Annotated in this window: 11 protein-coding genes; 9 read left to right on the top strand and 2 right to left on the bottom strand. The window is 70.8% G+C overall.

The window, feature by feature from the left end; translation table 11 throughout:
• Positions 1–32: 32 nt before the first annotated feature.
• From I7S92_RS03050 to I7S92_RS03035, 4 genes are all read left to right on the top strand, one after another.
• Positions 33–1,079, top strand: a complete 1,047-nt coding sequence (locus I7S92_RS03050; protein ID WP_197641996.1) for an ABC transporter substrate-binding protein — start codon at positions 33–35, stop codon at positions 1,077–1,079.
• 114 nt (positions 1,080–1,193) lie between these two features.
• Positions 1,194–2,138, top strand: a complete 945-nt coding sequence (locus I7S92_RS03045; protein ID WP_197641995.1) for a tripartite tricarboxylate transporter substrate binding protein — start codon at positions 1,194–1,196, stop codon at positions 2,136–2,138.
• Positions 2,135–2,623 (top strand): tripartite tricarboxylate transporter TctB family protein, encoded by a 489-nt coding sequence (locus I7S92_RS03040; RefSeq protein WP_197641994.1) that lies wholly within the window; start codon positions 2,135–2,137, stop codon positions 2,621–2,623. Before I7S92_RS03045 ends, I7S92_RS03040 begins: the two co-directional genes overlap by 4 nt.
• Positions 2,624–2,627: 4 nt before the next feature.
• Positions 2,628–4,142, top strand: a complete 1,515-nt coding sequence (locus I7S92_RS03035; protein ID WP_197641993.1) for a tripartite tricarboxylate transporter permease — start codon at positions 2,628–2,630, stop codon at positions 4,140–4,142.
• A 17-nt stretch (positions 4,143–4,159) separates the two neighbouring features.
• Here I7S92_RS03035 and I7S92_RS03030 read toward each other — a convergent pair whose 3' ends face one another.
• On the bottom strand, positions 4,160–4,633 hold the full coding sequence (locus I7S92_RS03030; RefSeq protein WP_197641992.1) for a DUF411 domain-containing protein: 474 nt from the start codon (positions 4,631–4,633) through the stop codon (positions 4,160–4,162).
• 94 nt (positions 4,634–4,727) lie between these two features.
• Complete coding sequence (gene bhcR / locus I7S92_RS03025; RefSeq protein WP_197641991.1) at positions 4,728–5,546, bottom strand: HTH-type transcriptional regulator BhcR; 819 nt, start codon at positions 5,544–5,546, stop codon at positions 4,728–4,730.
• Positions 5,547–5,713: 167 nt separating this feature from the next.
• On the opposite strand from bhcR, the gene bhcA reads away from it, so the two are divergent.
• The 5 genes from bhcA (at position 5,714) to I7S92_RS03000 (ending at position 14,734) form a co-directional block, all read left to right on the top strand.
• Complete coding sequence (gene bhcA, locus I7S92_RS03020) at positions 5,714–6,904, top strand: L-aspartate--glyoxylate aminotransferase BhcA (RefSeq protein WP_197641990.1); 1,191 nt, start codon at positions 5,714–5,716, stop codon at positions 6,902–6,904.
• A gap of 242 nt (positions 6,905–7,146) precedes the next feature.
• A complete protein-coding gene (locus I7S92_RS03015; RefSeq protein ID WP_197641989.1) occupies positions 7,147–7,938 on the top strand; it encodes a polysaccharide deacetylase family protein in 792 nt (263 codons plus the stop codon).
• A 39-nt stretch (positions 7,939–7,977) separates the two neighbouring features.
• A complete protein-coding gene (locus I7S92_RS03010; RefSeq protein WP_197641988.1) occupies positions 7,978–11,490 on the top strand; it encodes a sulfatase-like hydrolase/transferase in 3,513 nt (1,170 codons plus the stop codon).
• A complete protein-coding gene (locus tag I7S92_RS03005; RefSeq protein WP_197641987.1) occupies positions 11,487–12,242 on the top strand; it encodes a polysaccharide deacetylase family protein in 756 nt (251 codons plus the stop codon). Before I7S92_RS03010 ends, I7S92_RS03005 begins: the two co-directional genes overlap by 4 nt.
• The gene (locus I7S92_RS03000) at positions 12,239–14,734 is read left to right on the top strand and encodes a DUF3131 domain-containing protein (protein WP_197641986.1); all 2,496 of its coding nucleotides are present in this window, start codon (positions 12,239–12,241) and stop codon (positions 14,732–14,734) included. Before I7S92_RS03005 ends, I7S92_RS03000 begins: the two co-directional genes overlap by 4 nt.
• Positions 14,735–14,900 lie beyond the last annotated feature (166 nt).

Below are 14,900 nucleotides of genomic sequence, written 5' to 3'. Positions count from 1 at the left end.
TCGGGACGCAGGCGATGCGGTAGGCTGCCGCGATGCGCCTGCCTTTCGCCCTGCTCCTCTGCCTCGCCCTGCCCGCCAGGGGGGATGTCGTGGTCTTTCCCGCGCCGGAGGGCGGCGGGCGGGAGCTGGTGGTCTATTCCTCGCTGGATTCCCCCCTTGCCCGGCCGCTGATCGAGGCTTTCCAGCGCCGGGTCCCGGATGTGGCGGTGCGCTATGAGGACCTGCTGACCGGGGAGATCGCGGAGCGGGTCACGGCGGAGACCGATGCGGGGCGGGCGACGGCGGACCTGGTGTTCTCCTCGGCCATGGACGTCACGGTGAAGCTGGCCAATGACGGCTATGCGCGCCCCGTGCAGGTCCCGGGCGCGCAGGACTGGCCCGGTTGGGCGGGCTGGCGCGACATGGTCTTCGCCCTGACCTTCGAGCCGGCGGTGATCGTCTACCACAAGCCCTCGTTCCCGGACGGACCGCCGGACACGCGGGCGGCGCTGATCGACTGGCTGGCGACGGCGCCGAAGGGGGCGGTGGGGACCTATGACATCGCGCGCTCGGCGGTGGGCTATCTGTTCCTGATGCGGGACCAGGAGCATTTCGCCGACCTCTGGCCCCTGGTGCAGGCGATGGGGCGGGCGGGGGTGCAGGTCTTTCCGACCTCGCGCGAGGTGATCGAGGGGGTGAACGCCGGCCGGCTGCAGCTGGGCTACAACGTGCTGGGGTCCTATGCGGCGGACCAGACGCTGCGGCTGCCGGACCTGGGGCTGGTGCTGCCGCGCGATTATGTGGTGGTGGTCAGCCGGGTGGCGCTGGTGCCGCGGGCGGCGGAGGCGCCCGATCTGGGCGAGGCCTTCCTCGAGTTCCTGATGTCGCGCGAGGGCCAGACGGTGCTGGCCGAGCGGCTGCGGCTGCCCGCCGTCAGCCTGGAGGTCGCGGGCAAGGACAGCGCGGCGGCGATGCAGGAGGCGCTGGGCGCGCGGCTGCGGCCGGTCCCGGTCTCGCCGGGGCTTCTGGCTTATCTCGACGCGGCCAGCCGGGCGCGGGTGCTGGCGGAATGGCGCAAGGCGCTGGAGAGCCATGAGTAGGTGCGGAACATGTCAGGTTGGTGACAGGTTGCCGTGGTTCTGTAAGGGCGTTCCGGGGCGGGGGAGCCCCGGGGAGGTCTGGCGGCCCCGTGCCGCCCCATGGGAGGAAGACAGATGAAACACGCGTTCCTTGGCGCGGCCCTTGCGGCTGCGCTGGCGGTTCCGGCCTTTGCGCAGGACTACACGATCATTGCCCCGGCCAACCCCGGCGGCGGCTGGGACGGCACGGCGCGGGCCATGCAGGAGGTCCTGCAGGCGGAGGGGATCGCCCCCTCGGTCGAGGTGGTGAACGTTCCCGGCGCGGGCGGCACGGTGGGGCTGGCGCAGTTCGTGGCCGACAGCGCGGGCGATCCGACCAAGCTGATCGTCGGCGGCTATGTGATGGTGGGCGCGATCCTGACCAATGCCGCGCCGGTGACGCTGAAGGACGTGACGCCGATCGCGCGGCTGACCGGGGACACCGAGGCGATCGTGGTCCCGGCCGCCTCCGAGATCCAGACGCTGGGCGAACTGGTCGAGAAGATGAAGGCCGATCCCGGCTCGGTCAGCTGGGCCGGCGGCTCGGCGGGCGGGACGGACCATATCCTGGTCGGTCTCCTGGCCAAGGTGGCGGGGGTCGACCCGACGAAGATCAACTATGTCGCCTTCTCGGGCGGCGGCGAGGCGATGGCGGCGATCCTGGGCAACCAGGTGACGGCGGGGGTCTCCTCGGTCGGCGAGTTCCAGGAGCAGGTCAAGGCCGGGACGATGCGGCTTCTGGCGGTGTCCTCGGCCGAGCGGCTGGAGGGGATCGACGCGCCGACGATCAAGGAATCGGGCTTCGACGTGGTGGTCGAGAACTGGCGGATGGTCGCGGCGGCGCCGGGGCTGAGCGACGAGCAGGTGGCGAAGATCTCGGGCGACATCGAGAAGCTGAACGCGAGCGCGGGCTGGACCAAGATGCTGGCCGACAAGGGCTGGACCAATACCTATCTGGCGGGCGACGCCTTTGCGGCGCAGCTGGATGCCGACATCGCGGCGACCGAGGCCGTGCTGCGCGACATCGGTCTGGTGAAATGAGCCAGGGGTTCCCCCCGGAACGCCGCCCCAGGTGGGCGGCGTTCGTCATTGCGGCGGGGCTGGCGGGGCTGGCGGCGATGCTCTTGCTGGATGCGGCGGGGCTGAAGCAGGACGGGGGCTATGCGGGCGTGGGTCCGGCGGATGTGCCGCGGATCGTGGCCTATGGGTTGCTGGGGCTGGCGGTGATGACGGGGATCGCGGGCCTGCGCGGCGATCTGCCGAGGCCGCCGCGGCAGGCCCCGGCGCCGGTGATGTGGATCCTGGGCGGGCTGGGCCTGCAACTGGCGCTGCTGCATGTGGTGGGCTTCGTGATCTCGGGCGCGCTTCTCTTCGGGATGACGGCGCGGGGTTTCGGGCAGCGGCCGTTGTGGAAGGCGGTGGCCGTGGGCTTCGTGCTGGCGCTGGTGATCTACGGGGTCTTCGACCGGGTTCTGAAGCTGAACCTGCCGGGCGGGCCGTTGGAACTGCTGATCTTCCGGGGATAGGGCGATGGAAAGCTTTTCGCTGCTGCTGCAGGGCCTGTCGACGGCGCTGGAGCCGATGATCCTGCTCTATGCGCTGGTGGGCGTGACGCTGGGCACCGCCGTGGGCGTGCTGCCAGGGATCGGGCCGGCGCTGACGGTGGCGCTGCTGCTGCCGGTGACCTATGGGCTGGACCCGGCCGGGTCGCTGATCATGTTCGCGGGGATCTATTACGGGGGCATGTACGGGGGGTCGACGACTTCGATCCTGTTGAACACGCCGGGCGAGAGCGCGTCGATCGTCACCGCGATCGAGGGCAACCGGATGGCGCGGGCCGGGCGCGGGGGACCGGCGCTGGCGACGGCGGCGATCGGGAGTTTCGTGGCGGGGCTGATCGCGACGCTGCTTCTGGCCTTCCTCGCGCCGCAGGTGGTGAAGCTGGCGCTGATGCTGGGGCCGCGCGAGTATTTCGCGCTGATGGTGCTGGCCTTCGTCACCGTCTCGGCGACCTTCGGGGACAGCACGCTCCGGGGGTTGACCTCGCTGTTCATCGGGCTGGCGCTGGCCTGCGTGGGGATCGACGGGCTGACCGGGGCGGCGCGGCTGACCTATGGCGTGCCGCAACTGATGGACGGGATCGAGACCACGACGCTGGCGGTCGCGCTTTTCGCCATCGGCGAGGCGCTGGCTGTGGCGGCGACGCTGCAGCCGCCGGACGGGATGCACAAGGTCAAGGGCTCGGTCCGGATGACGGGCGAGGATTGGCGGCGGTCGTGGAAGGCCTGGCTGCGCGGGACCTTCATCGGCTTTCCCATCGGCTCGATGCCCGCGGGCGGCGCGGATGTGGCGTCCTTCCTGTCCTACGCGGCCGAGCGGAAGCTGACGAAGCACCCCGAGGAGTTCGGCAATGGCGCGATCGAGGGCGTGGCGGGGCCGGAGGCGGCGAACAACGCCGCGGCCGCCGGGACGCTGGTGCCCTTGCTGACGCTGGGCCTGCCGACGACGGCGACGGCGGCGATCATGCTGGCGGGGTTCCAGCAGTTCGGATTGCAGCCGGGGCCGCTCTTGTTCGTGATGAACGCGGAACTGGTCTGGGGGCTGATCGCCAGCCTGCTGATCGCCAACGTCATGCTGGTGGTCTTGAACCTGCCGCTGATCGGCCTTTGGATCAAGCTGCTGTCGATCCCCCGGCCCTGGCTTTACGGCGGCATCCTGCTGTTCGCCACGCTGGGAACCATCGGGGTCAACCCCTCGCCGGTGGAACTGGGGATGCTGATCCTGTTCGGCGTCATGGGCTATGGGATGCGGCTTTACGGCTATCCCGTCGCGCCGGTGGTGGTGGGGCTGATCCTGGGGCCGATGGCGGAGCAGCAATTGCGCCGGGCGCTGGCGATCGCGCAGGGCGACTGGGGCACGCTGATCTCGACCCCGGTCTCGGCGGTGCTGCTGGGGATCTCGGCGGTGTTCCTGCTGGTGCCGATGCTGATGCGGCTGCGCGGGCGCGGCTCGGTCCTCAGCCAGGTGGCGGGGGACGCGGACTGAACGCCGCGCCTTGCCGGTCAGGCGGCGGCGTAGCTGCTGAAGACCTCGGTCGTGCCGTCCTTGCGGATCAGATGGACGTCATAGGCCTCGCGCTCGGTCTCGGGACCCATGCCGGGCGAGCCGTAGGGCATCCCCGGCACGGCAAGGCCCACGGCCTCGGGCCGTTCGGCGAGAAGGCGGCGGATGTCGGCCGCCGGGACATGGCCTTCCAGCGCATAGCCCTCGACATGGGCGGTGTGGCAGGAGACCATTCCGGCGGGGATGCCGCTTGCGGCCTTGTGGGCCTGGAGCGCATCGAATTCCATCAGCTCGACCTCGGCGGTGAAACCTTCGGACTGCAGAACCTCGACCCAGGCCTCGCAGCAGCCGCAGTTCGGGTCCTTGACGACGCGCAGCATCGGCGCGGCCTGCGCCAGCGCGGGGCGGAAGGCGAGGCCGGAGGCGGCAAGGGCCAGAAGGGCGGTGCGGCGGCTGAGGTGGGTCATGGTCATGCCTTCGGATGCAGGTCGTCGGGCGGAGTCTTGCGCCTGCGGGCGGCGGGGGCAATGCGCAACCATGCCGCAGTCACGGCTTTGTGTCCCGCCTTCAGTCCGGAGGGGCGCCGCCGATGGCTTCGGTGAGCCGGGCGGCGGCCTCGATCACCGGGCGCGAGAGGCTGTCGAGCTGGCGCAGGCTGATCCGGCTGGTCGGGCCGGAGACGGAAAGCCCGGCCACCGCCTCGCGGTTGACGTCGAAGACAGGCGCGGCGATGCAGCGCATGCCGTCGTTGCGTTCCTCGTCATCCAGCGAGAAGCCCCGGGCGCGCACCTGATGCAGGCTGTCGCGCAGGGCGGCGGGGTCGGTGATCGTGCGTTCGGTGAAGGCCTGGAGGGGGCGGGCGGAGAGCCAGCGCTCCAGCCGCTCGGCCTCCATCTGCGCGAGGAGGGCCTTGCCGATGCCCGAGGCATGCATGGGCGAGAGCGTGCCGGGCGGGAAGAAGGCGCGGATCGAGGCATGGGTCTCTACCTGGGAGAGGAAGAGGACCGCGCCTTCCCGCTCGATCCCGAGGTTGGCGGTCTCGCCGGTGTCCTCCATCAGGCGGCGCATGACGGGGCGGGCACGCTCGACAAGGCTGGTGCGGCGCAGGAAGCGCGCGCCGATGACGAAGGCGCGGGGACCGATGTGCCAGAGCTGTTCCTGGGCGTCGAATTCGACCAGGCCCTTGGTCTGAAGCGTGGTGAGGATGCGGTAGATCGTGGCGGGGGACTGGTCCAGCTCCTCGGCCAGGGCAGAGAGCGTCTTGCCCTGGGCCTGGCTGAGATAGTCGAACACATCCATCGCGCGGTCGAGCGACTTGATGGTGTTCTGGTTGGGGTCGTCGTTCCAGTCGCGTGGGCGGCCACGGGCCTTGCGGGGGGAGTGCATGGAATTTTTCCCGGATGGTGAAAATTCGGTTCAGGATATGAAAAACGGAAGATACTGACAAGTATGGGTATTTTTGATTTATTGGATTTATGAAATGATTTTTCAAAAAAATGGCGTCCCGTGGCGGGGGCGGCTAGGCTGGGTGCAGCGAACAGAGGAGATCCGCCATGAGCTTCCAGAACCCCGTCTTCATCCCCGGCCCGACCAACATGCCCGAGGACGTCCGCAAGGCCTGCGACATGCCGACGATCGACCACCGCTCGCCCCTGTTCGGCACGATCCTGCAGCCCTGCCTGGAGAATGTGCGCAAGGTGATGAAATCGGACAGCGCGCGGATCTTCATCTTCCCCTCGACCGGGACCGGCGGCTGGGAGACGGCGCTGAGCAACACGCTGTCGCCCGGCGACACGGTGCTGGCGGCGCGCAACGGGATGTTCAGCCACCGCTGGATCGACATGTGCCAGCGCCACGGGCTTGGGATGCATGTGGTCGAGACCCCCTGGGGCGAGGGCATCCCGGCCGCGCGCTACGAGGAGATCCTGACCGCCGACAAGGAGCACAAGATCAAGGCGGTGCTGGCCACCCACAACGAGACCGCGACCGGCGTGCGCTCGGACATCGGGGCGATCCGGCGGGCGATGGATGCGGCGGGGCATCCGGCGATGCTGTTCGTCGATGGCGTGTCGTCGATCGGGTCGATGGACTTCCGCTTTGACGACTGGGGCGTCGATGTCGCGGTGACGGGGAGCCAGAAGGGCTTCATGCTGCCGGCAGGGCTGGCGATCGTCGGTTTCTCGGAGCGGGCGGTGGCGGCTTCGCGCACGGCCAGGCTGCCGCGGACCTTCTTCGACATCGCGGACATGGGCCGGGGCTATGCCGCCAATGCCTATCCCTATACGCCGGCAGTCGGGCTGATGAACGGGCTGAAATATTCCAGCGGCCTTCTGCTGGAGGAAGGGCTGGAGGCGGTCTTTGCCCGCCACCACCGCATCGCCGAGGGCGTGCGCCGGGCGGTGCAGGCCTGGGGGCTGCAGCTGTGTGCGGCGGATCCGTCGCTTTATTCCGACACGGTCAGCGCGATCCGCACGCCCGAGGGCTTTGACGCGACCTCCATCGTCGCCCATGCGGCGGAACGCTATGGCGTGGCCTTCGGCACCGGGCTGGGCGAGGTGGCGGGCAAGGTGTTCCGCATCGGCCACCTGGGCAGCCTGACCGACGTGATGATGCTCTCGGGCCTGGCGACGGCCGAGATGTGCATGGCGGACCTGGGGCTGGAGATCCGGCTGGGCTCGGGCGTGGCGGCGGCGCAGGAGTACTACCGCTCGGCGCGCGCGGGTGCGCTGAAGGCGGCGGCCTAGGGGCGGCCGGCGAAGATCCCGGCCGGGACCGGCGGGCCGTTCGCGCCGTCGATCCTGGCCTTCGCGGCCGATCCGGAGAGAAGGGGCCGCGATCCGGCCGGAGTGGGGTGCGGCGCAAGGCCGCGCCTTGGAAAATCCCGCGTCAGGGCAACAAGTTCCCGTTTTCCAAAGCCGCGCTCGCGGCTAGAGTCGCGGCGTGGCCTTTGTCGGGGCCAGAGTCGCATTCGTCACCGGGAGTATCCATGCGCGAGGTTTCCCGCACCGAAGTCGGGCCCGGACCTTGGCTTTCCGGTCTGTCCCGGGCTTTCGGCCTCGCGGTCGCGCTCCTCGCCGCTCCGGCGGGGGCCGAGGTCGGGATCGTCACCTTCACGGTGGACAACGTCACGTCGCAGTTCTTCCGGAACCAGATGCCCGAGTTCTTCGAGCGCGGGATCCCCGGCACGCTGTTCGGCCAGAGCCAGCCGATCACCGGCGCGCCGGGGGACATGACCTGGGAGGATGCGCGCGGCCTGGCGGGCCATGGCTGGGAGTTCGGCGCGCATGGCTATACCCATGCCTACATGCTGAGCCAGGCCAGCGACGACGTGCTGGAGATGGAGCTGGGCGTCCCGGCGGCGCAGATCTATCTGGGGACGGGCATCTTCCCGGTGACCTTCGCCTCGCCCAACGGGGATTACGACGAACGGGTGCTGCAAAGGGTGCGTGTCTATTACAAGGCGCATTTCCGCGGCTGGGGCAACGAGGGGATCAACCTGTTCGACCGGACCGACCATTACCACATCAACCGCGAGCATGTGTCGAACCAGAAGTCGGTTGACGAGATCTGCGCCGAGATGGAACGGGCGGGCCGCGAGGGGTACTGGCTGGTCTATATCTGGCACCGGGTGGTGGATGTGCCGACCTATGAATACGAGAATTCGGTTGCGCAGTTCGAGGGCGTGCTGGACTGCGCCGCCCGGCTGCGCGACGAGGGCGTCGTCCGGCTGATGACCGCCCGCGATGCGCTGGAGGTGGTCCCCCACACGCCGAAATGAGTGCAGGCCGCTATCGTTCCGTTGCCTTCGGGGGCGCCCATGTGGATTAGCCTGGGCCTTGCCGCCGCGGCGGTGGCGGTCTGGTGGCGGGCGCTGGCCTCTCGCGCAGGGGTGGCGCTGGCGGTGGCGGGGGTGCTGGCTTGCCTCTTGCTGTCGGTGGCCTGGCTGGTCGCGGACCGGCTGACCGGCTCGGGGATCGACGCCTCGGTGGTCTATCATCTGCGGACGGGGCTGGAGGCGGCGGGGTTCGGGGCCTTCCACGGGCTGATCGCCGCGGCGGTGGCGGCGGTGGCGGGATGCCTGCTGGCGGCGGGGCTGGTCTGGCGGCTGGTCCGCGCCCCGGCCGCGCCGCGGTTCGGGCGCGCGCGCGGGCTGGCCGGGACGGCGCTGCTGGCGCTGGCCTTCTGGCTGCATCCGGCGGTGGGCGACCTGGTGCGGCTGGAGGAAAGCGCGCGGCACGGCGCCATGGCCAGCGCCGGGCCGCCGCCCGAGGGCTTTGTCCCGGTCGGGCGGCTGGCCTTTCCGGGGGCGAGGCGCAACCTGGTGTTCCTGTATCTGGAATCGGTCGAGCGCAGCTATTTCGACGAGGCCCGCTTTCCCGGCCTGATGCCGGAGCTGAAGGCGTTGGAGCGTGAGGCGGTCAGCTTCACCGACCTGGGCGAGGTCGAGGAGGCGGGCTGGACCATCGCGGGCATGGTGGCCAGCCAGTGCGGGATGCCGCTGATCGGCTCGGGCGCGGGGTTCGACGAGTTCCTGCCGGGCGCGACCTGCCTGGGCGACCTGCTGCAGGCGCAGGGGTATGGGCTGTCCTATCTTGGCGGGGCGGACCTGGGCTTTGCCGGCAAGGGAACCTTCTACGACAGCCACGGCTTCGGCCTGGTCGAGGGCAAGACCCAGTTGCAGCCGCTGCTGCCCGATCCGGCCTATGTCAACGAATGGGGCCTGTTCGACGACAGCCTTTATGCCCTGGCGACCGACCGCTTCGATGCGCTGGCGGCGGGGGAGGGGCCGTTCGGCCTGGTGATTCTGACGCTGGACACGCATCATCCCTTCGGTTTCGCCTCGGCCTCTTGCGCGGACAGGCCCTATGGCGACGGCAGGAACGAGTTCCTGAACGCCGTCCATTGCGCCGACCGGCTGGCGGCGGGGTTCATCCGGCATGTGCGGGCGAGCCCGGCCTTCAAGGACACGCTCTTGGTCGTCGCCTCGGACCATATGGCGATGCCGAACCTGGCGCGCGAGGCGCTGGAGGCGGGCGAGCGGCGCAATCTGCTGATGCTGTTCGCGCCCGGCCTGGCGCCCCGGCTGGTGGACAAGCCGGGCACCACGCTGGATACCGGGCCGACCGTGCTGGGCCTCATGGGCGCGCCGACCCCGGCGCTGGGCTTCGGGCGCGACCTGCTGGCCGACGGGCCGGGGCCGGGCGACCGGGTGGACGGGCTGATCGAGGCGGGGCGGGGCTATCTCGCCGCGATGTGGGCCTTTCCGCAGATCGCCGAGGGGCTGGTGCTGGATGCCGCCGCGGGCGAGGCGGTGCTGGGCGGCCGGCGGCTGAAGGTGCCGGTCCTCTTCCAGCTGAACGAGGCGCTGGCGGTGACGGCGGTGGATTTCGACCTGAGCGCCGACATCACCCTGCCGGAGCTGGTGGCGGGGTTCCCGGGGGACCAGCGGTTCGCCTGGCTGGACCGCTGCGCCCGCACCTCGGTCCTGGCGGCGACCCCGGCGCCCGCGGGGGCGGAGACCTGCCTGCTGGCGGGCAGCCTGGACAGCCCCGGATTGCGCCAGATCGCGGTGGAGGACGGGGTGCCGGTCGCGCCCGAGGTGGTGGTGGAGGCTTTCGCGCCGGATGCGGCGCCCTTTCGCGACGAGCTGAAGCAGGACCTTGCCGCGCGGCGGCAGTTCGCCGCCGAGAAGGTGATCGACTATACGCCGCCCAACGGGCTGGGCGGCGAGGTCGCGATCCGCTCGGCCGGGTATCTGACCGGGAATTCCTGGGTGATGAACCCCGAGACCGGCGCGAAGGTGGCGCTGATCCGGGGCCTCACGCTGCTGGGCCTGAACCGGGACAGCGATCCGGTGAAGCTGGGCCATGTCGATACCTGCGGCTATGGCGGGCGGCAGGTGGACGAGGTACCGCTGGAGGGCGGGTTCCAGGCCGCGATCGAGGCGCATGGCAGGGACTATGCCGGTTTCGTCATCGTCGCGCATGACAGCGTGATCTGCTACGAGGTCGAGCCGGGGCTGGAGCCGCTGTTCGCGGGCACCGGGCTGAGCAAGTGGCGCGACCTGTGGTACGAGGAGCCCTATGTCGCGCTGATCGCGGGCGACGGGCGGGTCGAGGAATTCACCGGCGCGCGGCAGACGGCGCTGGGCCTGCATCTGCGCGACATCCTGCGCGCCCCCCGGAGCGACCGCCAGCGCGTGCTGGAGGCCCTGCCGCGCATCGCCCATGCGGGGGGGCGCTGGAACGGGATGGACTACACCAACTCGCAGGAGGCGCTGGAGGCGAATGGCGGGGATTTCGGGCTGATCGAGATCGACCTGGCCTGGACCTCGGACGAACGGCTGGTCTGCCTGCACGACTGGGACGCGGGCTTTCTGGCGCAGGATGGCGCGCTGCCCGGGGGACCGTTGCCGCTTGTCGAGTTCGAGGCGCGGGCGAAGGCCGCCCCCTATCATCCCTGCACCCTGGCGAGCCTGGCCGACTGGTTGCGCGGCCATGAGGGGGTGCGGGTCGTGCTGGACCTGAAGGCGGGCGCGCTGGACGCCTATGACGCGATCGCCGGGACCTATCCGGACCTCCTGGACCGCCTCATCCCGCAGGTCTATCAGCCCGAGGACTGGGCCAGGGTGCGCGATATGGGATATGACGACGTGATCTGGACGCTGTATCGGTATGATGGCGACACAGACGCGGTGCTGGGCTGGCTGGCGAGGATGGACCTGCCGGGCCTGGTGATGCCGCCCGAGCGGCTGGAGGCGGGCCTTGCCCTGCGGGCGCGCGCGGCGACGGGGGTGCTGACCTGGGTGCATACGGTCAACAGCCGGGCCGAGCTGGAGGCGGTGCTGGAGGCCGGGGCGGCCGAGGTCTTTACCGATGTGCTGAAACCGGCGCCGATGCTGCGGTATGAGGTGGAGTCCTCGGGCTATGTCTCGGGGGCGTCGGGCCTGCGGTCGGCCGGGGGCAAGCTGGACCTCGCGCGTGGGGTGAACCTGGTCGAGCTGGGCGAGGCCCCGAGGCTTCTGGCCCGGTTCGACGGCTGCGCGCAGCTGGACGGCGGCGGCCTGCCCGATCCGGCGCCGTTCCACCGGGCTCTGGCCGAGGGACTGGCGCGCAGGGCGGCGCTTGCGGTGGTGGTGCATGACAGCGCCTTTTGCGAGGGGGTGGCGATCGCGCCGCTGTTCGCGGGATCGCCCTTGGTCGAGGCCCCGGCGATCGGGTTCCGCGAGCCCTATGTCGGGGTGATCCGCGCCGACGGGCGGGTGAGCGAGACCTCGGGCCCGGCCGAGAGCCGCCTGAGCCGGAGCGTGGTCATGGAGGTTGCGCCATGAGGATTGCCGTCCTTGCCGCCCTGCTGCTGGGCCTTTGCCTTCCGGCCGGGGCCGGGACGCGGCCGGGGCTGGTCACGATCACCTTCGACGATGCCTCGCGGGCGCAATACGAGCACGGGCTGCGCCTGGCGCGGGACCATGGGCTGGTGGGAACGCTGTTCGTGCCGACCGGGCTGATCGGCGACACCAGGGCGCCCGAGGACTGGACGATGACCTGGGACGAGGTGCGCGAGTTCCAGGCGGCGGGATGGGAGATCGGCTCGCACGCGCGAAGCCATACCCGGCTGACGGAGATGGAGCCTGCGGCCATGGCGGCCGAGGTCGAGGGCTCGGCCGCCGATATCACCGAGCGGACCGGGGTGGCGCCGGTCTCCTTCTCCTCGCCCTTCGGTTCCTTCTCGGATGCGACGCTGGACGTGGTCATGGCGCATTTCCGGGCGCATCTGTCCTGGCAGGGCCATGGCGGGCGCAACCCGCGCGACGCCATCGACCCGCGCTACATCGGGCGGCTGGAGGTGGTGAACACGATGACCGCGGCCGAGGTCTGCGGCGAGATGGTGGCCAGCGCGCGGGACGGAACCTGGCTGGTGCTGCTGTTCCATGGGATCACGCCGGGAGAGCCGGGCGAATACGAGGTGTCGGCGGAGATGGTGGACGGGATCTTTTCCTGCGCCGCCTTCCTGGACGCGCGCGGGCTGATCGAGGTGCGGACCGTCCGCGCCGCCCTGTCCGAGCTGGAGGCGGGGCAATGATCCGCCTGACCCGCCGCCGGCTGCTGCAGGGCGGCGCGGCCCTTCTGCCGCTGCTCGGCGGTGCGGCGCGGGCGCAGGGCGGGGTCGCGCGGGTCTCGCTCTTGCTGGACGGGATCGGGCCGGGGATGGATCCGGGCCTGGTGGAGCGGATCGCGACGACCTTCCTTGCGGCGGGCCTGCCGCTGACCTGCGTGGCGGACCTGGCCGGGCTCACCGCGCCGGGGGTCGGCCACGCGCCGCTGTGCGACCTTCTCGCGCGGCTGGCGCGGCAGGAGCCGGGGCTGTTCGACCTGGCGCTGCCGATCGGGATGACCGGGCGGAACGAACGCTACTACCAGCTGCGCCGCGCGGGCGCGTTGCGCGATGCGGTGGTGCGCGCCTTCGCCGAGGGGCCGGCCGCGGACCACAGCTTTCCGGTGGTGACGCTGGTCGACCGGGGCGATGTCGCGGATATCGACCACACCGCCTTTCGCGGGGCGGGATTCCGGGTGCATCTGCGCGCGGGCGACGGGCCCTTCACCCCCGGCGTCGCCGGACGGGGCGAGCTGGTGGCGACCGGCGGGATCTGGACCCGGCTGGATGCGCCGGGGCTGGAGGCGCGGATCGGGGCCGCGCTGGCCGGGGGCGGCGATGTCCTTCTGGCGCTGTCGCTGGCGGGGGGCGCGGCGAAGGCCTTGGCCGAAAGCGCGGCGGGGATCGCGGCGCTTTTGTCCGAGGGCCTGCGCGAGGGCCGGATCGACATGGCCAGCCCGGCCCGGCGCCGGCTTTACGCGGGCACCGGCCTGACGCTGGACGTGGCGCTTCTGGTCGAGACCGGCTTTATCCAGGAGGAGCGCGAGGCGGCGCTGGCCTTCGTGCGCGAGCTGGCGGGCGCGGGCGTGCCGCTGACGCTGGCGGGCCGGGCGGAGGAGTTCGGCGAGCTGCCCGGCACGGTGCATTTCTGCGCCACCTCTGCCACCGACACCAGCCCGCCGCTGCCGCAATGCATCGAGGATGGCGCGCGGCCGGACGAGGGCGCGATCACGCTGCACCTTTCGGCCGAGCCCGCGGTCTGGCCGCGCCAGGGGATCGGCGCGGACGGCCGCCTGCGCCTGACGCTGCGCGAGCTGGGTCCCGCCGGGCCCGATGCCGTGCTGCGGCTCTCGGCGCTGGAGGACCATGTCATCGTGATCCGGCCCGAGCATGTGCTGCAACCCGTGCTGCGCGCCGGGATGGTGCAGCGGTTCCTGCAGGCGGCCCAATCGCGGCAGGCCTTCTTCCACACGCTGCCCGGCCTGGCCAGCCATCTGGTCGCCGCCGAGCCGGTGCTGGAGCGGCTCTGGTCGCTGCGGCGGCGGCGGCTGACGGATCCGGTACTGGCGCGCAGCCCCGACGCCGGGGAGCGCGCCCGGCTGATGGCGGATGCGCGGCTGGCCTGGCGCTTCATCGAGCGGTTCACCGATCCGGAGACCGGGCTTTGCGCCGGGACGGTGCAGCAGGGGCGGACCCGCATCGTCAACCGCGAGGCGACGATGTGGGACCTGGCAAGCCAGCTGCACGGGATCCGCGTCGCGCGCCAGCTGGCGCTGATCGACGCGGACGAGGCCCGCGCCCGCGTCGCGCTTCTGGTCGACAACCTGCCCCTGGCGCAGGTCGACGGCCACCCCCTGCCGCCCGCGATGTTCCGCACCGACGACAGGGCGGTGGTCACGCCCGGTTTCGACATCTGCGATGCGGGCCGCTTTGCGGTGGCGCTGGACGCGACGGTGACGGCCGGGCTTCTGGAGCGGGAGCGGGCGGTCTCGGTGCTGGCGGGCTGGGATCTGGCGGCGGCGCTGCCGGGGGGGCGGCCCCACAGCCATGTGCTGGGCCGCTGGATCGACACCACCGCCTCGCATTGCACGGCCTATATCCAGCGCGGGCTGGCGCCCTGGGGCTTCGGGATGGTCTCGCCGCTGGCCGGTCCGGGGACGGGAAGTGCCGCCGACCGGCAGATCGGGGTGCTTTACGATGTGGCGGCGATCGCCCCGGTCGGCGTGGAGCCGGTGCTTCTGGACCTGATCGAACAGGGCCCCGAGCCGAAGGCCGAGCTGATCGCCGAAGTCCTGTTCGACGCGCAGCTGGACTGGTTCGAGACGACCGGCCGGATGAAATGCGCCTCGGAAGCGCCGCTGAACTTTGCGCCCTGGTTTTCCTACCAGGGGCTGCGGGTCGGGCAGCTGGGGCCGGCCGCCTGGGTGGTGCGCGCGCTGGGCGAGGCGCCGGAGCACGACACCGAGGAGTTCCGCGACCGGGCCGAGCTTCTGAGCGCGAAATCGGCCTACCTCTGGGCGGCGCTGCGCAGCCATCCCTATTGCGACGCCCTTCTGGCCATCATGCGCGACAAGGCGAGAATCGAGGGGCTGGGATTCTCGGTCGGGGTCTTCACCGGCACCATGCAGGCGATGCCAGATTACACCGATCTGAACACCAATGGCGTGATCCTTGCGGCGATTGGGCACGCCTTGCGCTGAGCCTGCGCCATTTGGCGGCATGGTTTGCGCCAGATGGGTAATGCAGCTATCCTTTGGTCTGGGTCGATTTGCCCCGATTAGAGAGTGCGCTGCTTGGACAAGGCTTCTGAAAAAGAGCCGGATCATGTCTTTGAAGACCGGAGCGGGGTTCGCGGCAGGGTCGTTG

Origin of the sequence: Tabrizicola soli (assembly GCF_015999335.1) — a bacterium.
Taxonomy (GTDB): domain Bacteria; phylum Pseudomonadota; class Alphaproteobacteria; order Rhodobacterales; family Rhodobacteraceae; genus Tabrizicola; species Tabrizicola soli.
This window is presented reverse-complemented; position numbering and strand designations above follow the sequence as displayed.

What these genes read in the sequence shown, in the direction of transcription:
- I7S92_RS03000 (WP_197641986.1), top strand. Translation starts at nt 12,239, where the DNA reads ATGATCCGCCTGACCCGCCGCCGGCTGCTGCAGGGCGGCGCGGCCCTT.
- I7S92_RS03035 (WP_197641993.1), top strand. Translation starts at nt 2,628, where the DNA reads ATGGAAAGCTTTTCGCTGCTGCTGCAGGGCCTGTCGACGGCGCTGGAG.
- I7S92_RS03045 (WP_197641995.1), top strand. Translation starts at nt 1,194, where the DNA reads ATGAAACACGCGTTCCTTGGCGCGGCCCTTGCGGCTGCGCTGGCGGTT.
- I7S92_RS03030 (WP_197641992.1), bottom strand. Translation starts at nt 4,633, where the DNA reads ATGACCATGACCCACCTCAGCCGCCGCACCGCCCTTCTGGCCCTTGCC.
- I7S92_RS03005 (WP_197641987.1), top strand. Translation starts at nt 11,487, where the DNA reads ATGAGGATTGCCGTCCTTGCCGCCCTGCTGCTGGGCCTTTGCCTTCCG.
- bhcA (WP_197641990.1), top strand. Translation starts at nt 5,714, where the DNA reads ATGAGCTTCCAGAACCCCGTCTTCATCCCCGGCCCGACCAACATGCCC.
- I7S92_RS03015 (WP_197641989.1), top strand. Translation starts at nt 7,147, where the DNA reads ATGCGCGAGGTTTCCCGCACCGAAGTCGGGCCCGGACCTTGGCTTTCC.
- bhcR (WP_197641991.1), bottom strand. Translation starts at nt 5,546, where the DNA reads ATGCACTCCCCCCGCAAGGCCCGTGGCCGCCCACGCGACTGGAACGAC.
- I7S92_RS03010 (WP_197641988.1), top strand. Translation starts at nt 7,978, where the DNA reads ATGTGGATTAGCCTGGGCCTTGCCGCCGCGGCGGTGGCGGTCTGGTGG.
- I7S92_RS03040 (WP_197641994.1), top strand. Translation starts at nt 2,135, where the DNA reads ATGAGCCAGGGGTTCCCCCCGGAACGCCGCCCCAGGTGGGCGGCGTTC.
- I7S92_RS03050 (WP_197641996.1), top strand. Translation starts at nt 33, where the DNA reads ATGCGCCTGCCTTTCGCCCTGCTCCTCTGCCTCGCCCTGCCCGCCAGG.